Annotated in this window: 9 protein-coding genes; 5 read left to right on the top strand and 4 right to left on the bottom strand. The window is 36.6% G+C overall.

The annotated features are described in order from the left end of the window. From F6K22_RS24980 to F6K22_RS24965, 4 genes are all read right to left on the bottom strand, one after another. Positions 1 to 254, bottom strand: a 254-nt coding sequence (locus F6K22_RS24980) for a MerR family DNA-binding transcriptional regulator (RefSeq protein WP_293104172.1), incomplete at its 3' end; no start/stop codon positions are given. Between the two features lie 66 nt (positions 255 to 320). After that, entirely contained in the window at positions 321 to 1706 is a 1386-nt protein-coding gene (locus tag F6K22_RS24975; RefSeq protein WP_293104169.1) for a flotillin family protein, read from the bottom strand. 541 nt (positions 1707 to 2247) lie between these two features. Then, a complete protein-coding gene (locus tag F6K22_RS24970; RefSeq protein WP_293104166.1) occupies positions 2248 to 2589 on the bottom strand; it encodes an NfeD-like protein in 342 nt (113 codons plus the stop codon). 26 nt (positions 2590 to 2615) lie between these two features. After that, positions 2616 to 3227, bottom strand: a complete 612-nt coding sequence (locus F6K22_RS24965; RefSeq protein ID WP_293104164.1) for an NfeD-like protein — start codon at positions 3225 to 3227, stop codon at positions 2616 to 2618. A 598-nt stretch (positions 3228 to 3825) separates the two neighbouring features. Between F6K22_RS24965 and F6K22_RS24960 the strand changes: the two genes are divergently transcribed. The 5 genes from F6K22_RS24960 to F6K22_RS24940 all read left to right on the top strand — a co-directional run bounded on the left by F6K22_RS24960 (position 3826) and on the right by F6K22_RS24940 (position 7372). Then, a complete protein-coding gene (locus F6K22_RS24960) occupies positions 3826 to 4191 on the top strand; it encodes a hypothetical protein (RefSeq protein WP_293104161.1) in 366 nt (121 codons plus the stop codon). Positions 4192 to 4236: 45 nt separating this feature from the next. Continuing rightward, positions 4237 to 4407 (top strand): hypothetical protein, encoded by a 171-nt coding sequence (locus F6K22_RS24955; protein WP_293104158.1) that lies wholly within the window; start codon positions 4237 to 4239, stop codon positions 4405 to 4407. Between the two features lie 38 nt (positions 4408 to 4445). Continuing rightward, entirely contained in the window at positions 4446 to 4583 is a 138-nt protein-coding gene (locus tag F6K22_RS24950) for a hypothetical protein (protein ID WP_293104155.1), read from the top strand. A gap of 1036 nt (positions 4584 to 5619) precedes the next feature. Further along, on the top strand, positions 5620 to 6342 hold the full coding sequence (locus F6K22_RS24945) for a Uma2 family endonuclease (RefSeq protein WP_293104152.1): 723 nt from the start codon (positions 5620 to 5622) through the stop codon (positions 6340 to 6342). Between the two features lie 481 nt (positions 6343 to 6823). Continuing rightward, complete coding sequence (locus F6K22_RS24940; RefSeq protein ID WP_293104150.1) at positions 6824 to 7372, top strand: hypothetical protein; 549 nt, start codon at positions 6824 to 6826, stop codon at positions 7370 to 7372. The last annotated feature ends 82 nt before the right edge of the window (positions 7373 to 7454 follow it).

The following is a 7454-nucleotide window of genomic DNA, read 5'->3' as shown; positions in this document are numbered from 1 at the left end:
GGATATAAATTCTGTAATTCAGATACTTGCCTATCTAAATCAGATTTTTGAGCATTACTGGAAACCCGACAATACAAAACAGTTTTTCTAGGTACAGTCCTTGTCTTTTGGATGTAGGAGTCAATATCATAACGCCGTTGACCTGATGGTGTTTTGATGGCACTAATTTTTTGGTTTTCTTCCCATCTGACAAGTGTTCTGACATTAACCCCCAGTATTTCAGCCGCTTCTCTAGGTTTTAAGTATTTTGTCATTGAAATTGCCTGCAACAACATACCTAGAATAACGTTTTGTGACGGAAGTTGTCAAATAATAAAACTCTATTTTTGAGCCTGTAGAGATTCAACTTTTTTTCCATTCTGACTGCTGAAGTTACCTGTCACATCAACGCCAAGGGTTTGATTAACATTTTTGAGGAACTGACGGAAGATTTCCGGATAAGCATTTACCAAACTAGCGATCGACTTACCATCCCCAGTATCAATAACTTTAACATTTTCCAGCTTAACTTGTCCTGGAATTTTAGCAGACTCCCGCAAAATCATGCTAATTTGCTGCAAGTAGAATAACTCTGCAGCATCGTTACCAGTTTCCTGCCAAACTAACGAAAGCATATCGTTAACTAAAGCTTCAGCTTGAGCATTTTCTGAGAGTGAAGCAGCATTTCCCCTAGCTAGCAATTCTCTAGCTTGGCGTTCCGCTTCTGCTGGTAATACTTCATCTGCTTCCAGACGTAACCTTTCTAATTCGGCGCGGACTGTTTGCAATAATTGTTCTGCTCTCGCCCTAGCTTCTTTTCCTGCTGCTATAGTTCGCTCTTCTTCAGAACGCGCTTGCTGTTCCAATTCAGCTTTGATTTTGCGAAGTTCGTTTTCTTTCTGAACTATTAATGTAGCTGCCTGAGTTTTGGCAATTTCTGACTCTCGTTTTGAGTCTGCTTCTATTTGCTCTGCTTCAGCTTTAGCATTAGATTCAGCAATTTCGGCATCTCGGCGAATCATGGCAATTTGTTTGCGACCGATGGAGTTTAGGTAGTCTACGTCATCAGAAACACTTTGAATTTTTAGGGTGTCGAGTTGCAGACCCAATTTAGCTAAGTCACGACTCACATCTTCAGCAATGCGTTCGGCAAATTGGAGACGGTCTTCATTAAGTTGTTCTGGGGTGAGAGTAGCGACAACTCCCCGTAAGTTTCCCTCTAGGGTTTCTCTAGCAACACGAGTAATTTCTGAGCGATCGCGATCGAGAAATCTTTCTATGGCATTACCTACCACTTTGGGGTCGTTAGAAACTTTGACATTGGCGATCGCTTGAATATTTAGCGGAGTACCTCCTTTTGAGTAAGCATTGCGCACTTCTACAGGGACTGGCATTGTTCGCAAGTCCATTGTTTTGGTTGTTTCTATAATTGGAATGGGAATTGCTCTGCCACCGAAAATTACGCGATAACCAACTGTTTGCCCTTCTTTTGTCCGCCGTTTACGACCGGATAAAATTAGAATTTCATTAGGTTTACAAATTTGTATGAATGTATTGATAAACCAGATAAGTATTACTACTCCAAATATGGATAAAGCGATGGGTAAACCTGAAGAAACTTCTTTTGTTAAGTTATTAGGCTGGTTAGTTTCTAAAACTCTAGGAGCTTGTGCAATTTCTACTGTAGTTATTTCGGTTTTCCCTGGCTCAATAAATTTACTTTTCATTAGCTAAATTTCCTCATTACAAAGTGTGAAATTAATTAAGAGATTTCTGGCTCAAATGAAATTAAAATAAATTACTACACAAATTATATATCAATCATCATTCTCTCTTCTTTTTTACCAACAAAATCAACTGAATACAAGTCTCAAAATTCATCAATACTTTTGACTTTTAACTTAGTTAGTTGTCAAAATTCTTGGGTCTAAAAATCCACCTTTTAATCAGTTATCAGTTAAATATTTTTTCTAGTTTGAGCAAAATAACAAAGTAAGAATTTAACTTCTGACTTCTGACTTCTGACTTCGTTATATCCTGTTGGGATAATTAGTTAGAAAAAATTCTAAGTTTGTAGTTGCGCTAAAGCGCTGCAAATATATAGCAGTCAAAGCAAAGACCAGGACATTTATAAATGCTCTCTCCGAGCGTCAGGGATTACTTCTGACTTCTGATTTCTGACTTCTGACTTGGGCGTAGCGCTATACCTCTGGTGCTAAAGGTCAACTACGAGAGCTACTATTATTAAGTTTTTGACAGAACATGATATTATTCCTGGTTATGAAAAAATGATGGGGAAACTACCCACACCTGATTATTTTCCGTGCCCACAATAAATACTTTTTCTCCCTTAGTAAATTCTTTAGATTCTTGTGTACGGGCAATTAGCTCAAGATTAGACCCCTTAATATATAGACGTACTTTTCCTCTACTATGAGCATCAAAAGGAATTTCTACAGTGCAAGGTAGACCCAAAAAATCTTGAGGACTAACTAGACTATTTATAACTTGTCGTTGACGAAAAATCGACAACAACAAAACTATGAACATTCCAGCAAATATTCCCACTGCTACTGAGATATAGGCTAGTATTAAAACTTGATTTTTCATCGTGATTTATTCCTAAGTAAAAAATCCTAAGATTTCTCCTCAGACGACCTAGCCATCCAATCTTCTGATACTACCCATACTCTATTATTTTCCACTCCCACTATAAACACTTTTTCTCCTCTAGTAAACTCCCTATTTTCTTCAGTAAAAGCAATAAATGCCACGATAGACTCCTTAACATTTACTCGGATTTTGCCTTTACTATTTTTATCAAAAGGAATTTCGACTGTTCCCGAAAGACCTAGCAAATCATCACTACGCACCAAGCTATCAGCGGGACTATTTTTTAAGGTATGTAATACATAAGCCATAATTGTGCCACATAAAATACCAACAATTATAGAAATAATGGCAATTATAGTAGGTGAAAGACTGGTAGAAAGATTGGATAACAAAATTCCAGTTAAGCCAAAAAAGCAACTGCCAAAAGTCCAGAATTTCCAGCTAAAAAATGGTAACCATAACCGCCGACGAGGCTGGTGATATATTGAGGTATTATCTTCTTTATTTTTTTTGTCAATAATTTCCAGGTCTTGCTCAAACTCTCCCTCAAATTCTACACCATCTATACCTGCAAATGCTGAGACTGCAACAAATGCTCCACCAATAATTAGACAGAAAATATAAGCTGATTCCATAATTTGTCCTTCATAATTTTTAGTACCCTTTTATCTATTTATATTGTGACAAATTAGTTTCCCTATTTACCAATTTGTAAAAAAAATTTGTATTTGACTGGGAAACTGCCTGCTATATCATCAGCAGGAATCTTAATTATTATGAAAACTTTTTTGTTGGAGTACAGAGTGGTTTTGTTTGAGGGGCTTAGAGATGTTGCATCCAATGTCAGTAGATTGTGGGCAGTCGTGAATTGAATCTGGTATAAAGTCAATAGACGATTAATTTCATCTTCTAACCAGTTAATAAAAGTTTGATAAGCTATGATTTGTGGATTAAATTTTGGGGAATTATTAGGGAAAGCCTCCCCTTTAAAGGGTAAAAAAAATTCTTTTTTTCCTTTTAGTCAATCCTCTCCTTAAAAGGGAGAGTTCATTAATGGATAATGGAGAATTGATAATTACCTCTGGTTAAAACCGTACGGGAATTGAATATAATAAATATTGCCTTTTTTTCCCTTAAAATGGGATGCTTTAAACCATAATTCTTGAATTATTAATTATTAATAATTAATTGTTCGGTAATAATTAATTATTAACGGAAACGAGAGAAGGAAGTTTGGCAGAAGATATATATTTTCGTCAAATTCAAAAAGTAGCTAAGTTGAAAGTGCAGTTATTATGGCGGCGTCGTGTCACCTGGTTATTGGGAATACAAATGACAGTTATTTGGTTAATGGCAATAAACGGTCTTGCTCCCACTAGAGGCGCTAGTAATATGCTGGTATTTTGCTATTTTTTACAAGTATGTAGAAATTACGCTTTGCGTCGCTCTGACAAATTTGCTGTTATTGTGCAAGTTTTTTGTTTGTATGTTTTGCTGTTTATAGGAGGGTTTTTATTACCGACATTATTATGTGGAGTCAATGAAATTTTGAGTACGCCAAATTATCTGATGGGTTTACCTCAATTTCTCCTGTTATGACCGTTTTTTGTATTCTATAACTATAGCGCAATAGTTAAATTAATTTTGATTCCTGCTTACACTTTAGAATTACAGGTGAGTTGGTTATTTGTATACTTAGTTTTCCTAGAATTAATATTGCCTGGGGTAACTTTGACAACAGTGGAGAAGTTTTTAGTGGTGAGTGAAAAATGCTTGTCTCGCCCATTTATTTTTACTGGAGTAGGTAATGTTTAGAGGAAACAAGTTGGTTTATTGGGGTTTGGTATCAGCGAGTGGCGGATGGTTTGTTAGGGGTGGCGATTAGTAAGGAAATGTTGGTATTTAAGATGCTAGGACTATTTTTATTTTTGCCCTTAGGAATTATTGTAGTTACTGTCAGGTCATCTTGGTTTCAACGTTTACGTTGTTGATTATTTGTGGCAGAATCAAATTAAAAAAGCGGTCAGCACTCAGCACTCAGCACTCAGCAGTAAATGTGAACGAAGGGGAATGTTACCCCTCCGCGCACCTTCCGGTTTATAGAAACCGGGGATTTAAACGATCGCTCAAAAAGCTGTTAACGCAGTTCCTCCGCAGGAGGCTAGCGTATGGGCTAAAAGCGAGCTAGCTAGTTAATTTTTCCGAAATTTATTAACAATTATATGTAGGTTTATTTATCAAATCATCTGTTTGAAAAATATGTGTCTTGTCTTAAGCATTTAGCTGACAGCTAAATGCTTAAGACTATTAATTTATTATCTTTAAAAGAGGAAGTATAATTAAAATATTGAGCAAAAATTAAAAGTTCCTCTCAAAGCAGATTAGCTAATTTGATCATTAATTAAAAATCTATAGCAATCAGGAATTAGATGTGAGAATTGAGGTGTTATTTAAAAGTATAGAATATAGCAGTTATCTTATGAATAAGATACATTTTTTTGTTCTTCTCTGTTCCCTGTTCCCAGTTAAGTATTCCCTAAAAGTCTCCAATATCTCACAACTCAAATCATATTGCTATATTAGTACATTATAATCAAGAAAAAGCTAACTGCTAATACCTAAATACTTACCGAATAATTAAGGTAGAAAGCCTACCCATTTATGGATAAAAAACGGTTGTTTTGCTGGCGCAAAGCTTCGCTTTTCATCTCGCGAAGCGTTTCATGTCGGCTCTTAGCCGAAAACGGGTATCGCCGAGATGAAAAGTATTTGCGGAGCATTCCGATAGGAAAGCTTTCCGTAGGATAGGATGGCGAGGTTTCCTGAAGAATGCAGAGCCACTCCGAAGTGCGCCATATCCAATCAACCAAGAAAAGAAAAAAAAATTCTTTTAGTCAATCCTATCTGTTCTAAGAAGAGGTAATTATTAATTATTAATTGTTAATTATCAATTAATGAAGTCGTGCCTCTCTTCTTCCTTCTGGAATACTATATACTTAAAATACTGAGGTTTTGAGGAAATTAAACATGGTAACACCACTTCCTTTGTCCCAAACTGATGCAGAAATTGTTGATCCCGATAGTGATGGTCAACCCATGGCAGATAATACGATTCAATTTCGTTGGATTACAGTTATTCAGTATAATTTAGCTTGGCTATTTGCAGATAATTCAGAAATTTTTGTTGCTGGAGATTTATTTTGGTATCCAGTAGAAAATAATAATAAATTACGACAATTTCCAGATGTAATGGTAGTATTTGGAGTGGCAAAAGGAGATAGGGGTTATTATCAGCAATGGAAAGAAAATAATATTGCTCCACAGGTAGTATTTGAGATTCTTTCTCCAGGAAATACAGCTAAAGAAATGAACCGCAAACTATTATTTTATGACCGCTATGGAGTGGAAGAATATTATCTGTACGACCCTCAAAAAAATACTTTTACCGGATGGTTACGTTTAGAACCTTGGCTGGAAATAATTGATGAAATGAATGGTTGGGTTTCACCAAGGTTGGGTATAAAGTTTGAGCTAACAGAAGAAACATTAATGTTGTATCGTGCTGATGGGCAACCTTTTAGAGATTATATTGAAGTAGAGCAACAACTGGAGGTGTCAGAAAGTCGGGCAACTGCTGCGGAGGAACAACTTCTACAGGAACGTCAAGCTAAGGAAATAGGACAGGAGCGTGCCAAACGGTTGGAAGAGTTATTGCGAGAAGCGGGTATCGATCCCTATGGCAATGAATAGGTTAAGTTTTTAGAGAAAATAGGCAATGTGGGATGATGCGTTACGTTACTACTAATACACCCTACTGGCGTGTCTAGCTTAAAAATGTGGGTTAAAAAACCTAACCCCCCAACCCCCTTAAGTGCTAGCGTTGGGGGGTAAATCACCCCTCTCCTTGCAGGAGAGGGGTTGGGGGAGAGGTCTTCTAGGTTGCTCGCTCCTAAGTCACGATTTTAGTCTAGACACGCTACTACTGAATTGACACATCTAAAATGGTGCGTTAGATGGGGAGTGTGGGGAGTGTGGGGAGATGGAGAGATGGGGAGATAAACACACCTAGAAACAAAAATAAGAGTGCACAGTTTTAGCTGTGCCACTCCATTACAATTTTACTTATTCGCAGGATAAATTCAACAAAGTATTCTTGTTATTGGGTTTCCTACCTCAACCAAACCTACGCTTATTACATTTTTCTAGATCAATAGTTTGAAGGAATTTTTTAATGAAAACAAAAACATTTTTGCATCTGACTTTTTACAGTATCTTTTGGGTCTGGAATTTGGCATTTTTAGGACTTGTATATTTCTGGATTTTACCAACCATTGGATACTCTTTAATTGAAGCTACATTTTCTGGTTTAATCCCCAATCAATTTTTGATTACTTTTATCGGCATAGTAGCAATTCCAACTATTTGTACTATTTTTGGTGGATGGCATTTTCGCAAACAACCTCTACAATTAATCCGATTATTTTATGGTGTAGAAGCTCCTTTATTTTTACTATGTTTATTACGTTTATTTGTGCTGCGAGAACTTACCCAAGCTAGCACTTTAATTTTAGGCACAATATTAGTTAGTATTATCGCATTTGCTCTGGAACTTTTATATGGTTATGCTAATCGAAATCGGTTAGCATCATGGTTACAAATGTTTGCCCATACTCTCATGTTATTAACTGGTTTATATGTGGGAATATTACTGCTATTTTATGCTGTGACGGCCAGTGCTCATCGAGGTCCGGTAAGACCTTCGAGTAAGACCTTTGAGTAAGACCTCGGAGTGAGTCCTCTGAGTATGAGTAGGACCTCTGAGTCACTTTGTGCCAAATTGAGATTAGACGAGCAGTAAGATG

It is taken from the genome of Okeania sp. SIO2F4, assembly GCF_010672385.1.
In the GTDB taxonomy this organism is placed as follows: domain Bacteria; phylum Cyanobacteriota; class Cyanobacteriia; order Cyanobacteriales; family Microcoleaceae; genus Trichodesmium.
Note: the sequence above shows the minus strand (reverse complement) of the source record. Positions and strands in the feature narration are given on the sequence as shown.

Bases quoted from the DNA above. Each gene is read 5' to 3' on its own strand.
- F6K22_RS24975 (WP_293104169.1), bottom strand. From the start codon at position 1,706: ATGAAAAGTAAATTTATTGAGCCAGGGAAAACCGAAATAACTACAGTA.
- F6K22_RS24970 (WP_293104166.1), bottom strand. From the start codon at position 2,589: ATGAAAAATCAAGTTTTAATACTAGCCTATATCTCAGTAGCAGTGGGA.
- F6K22_RS24940 (WP_293104150.1), top strand. From the start codon at position 6,824: ATGAAAACAAAAACATTTTTGCATCTGACTTTTTACAGTATCTTTTGG.
- F6K22_RS24945 (WP_293104152.1), top strand. From the start codon at position 5,620: ATGGTAACACCACTTCCTTTGTCCCAAACTGATGCAGAAATTGTTGAT.
- F6K22_RS24965 (WP_293104164.1), bottom strand. From the start codon at position 3,227: ATGGAATCAGCTTATATTTTCTGTCTAATTATTGGTGGAGCATTTGTT.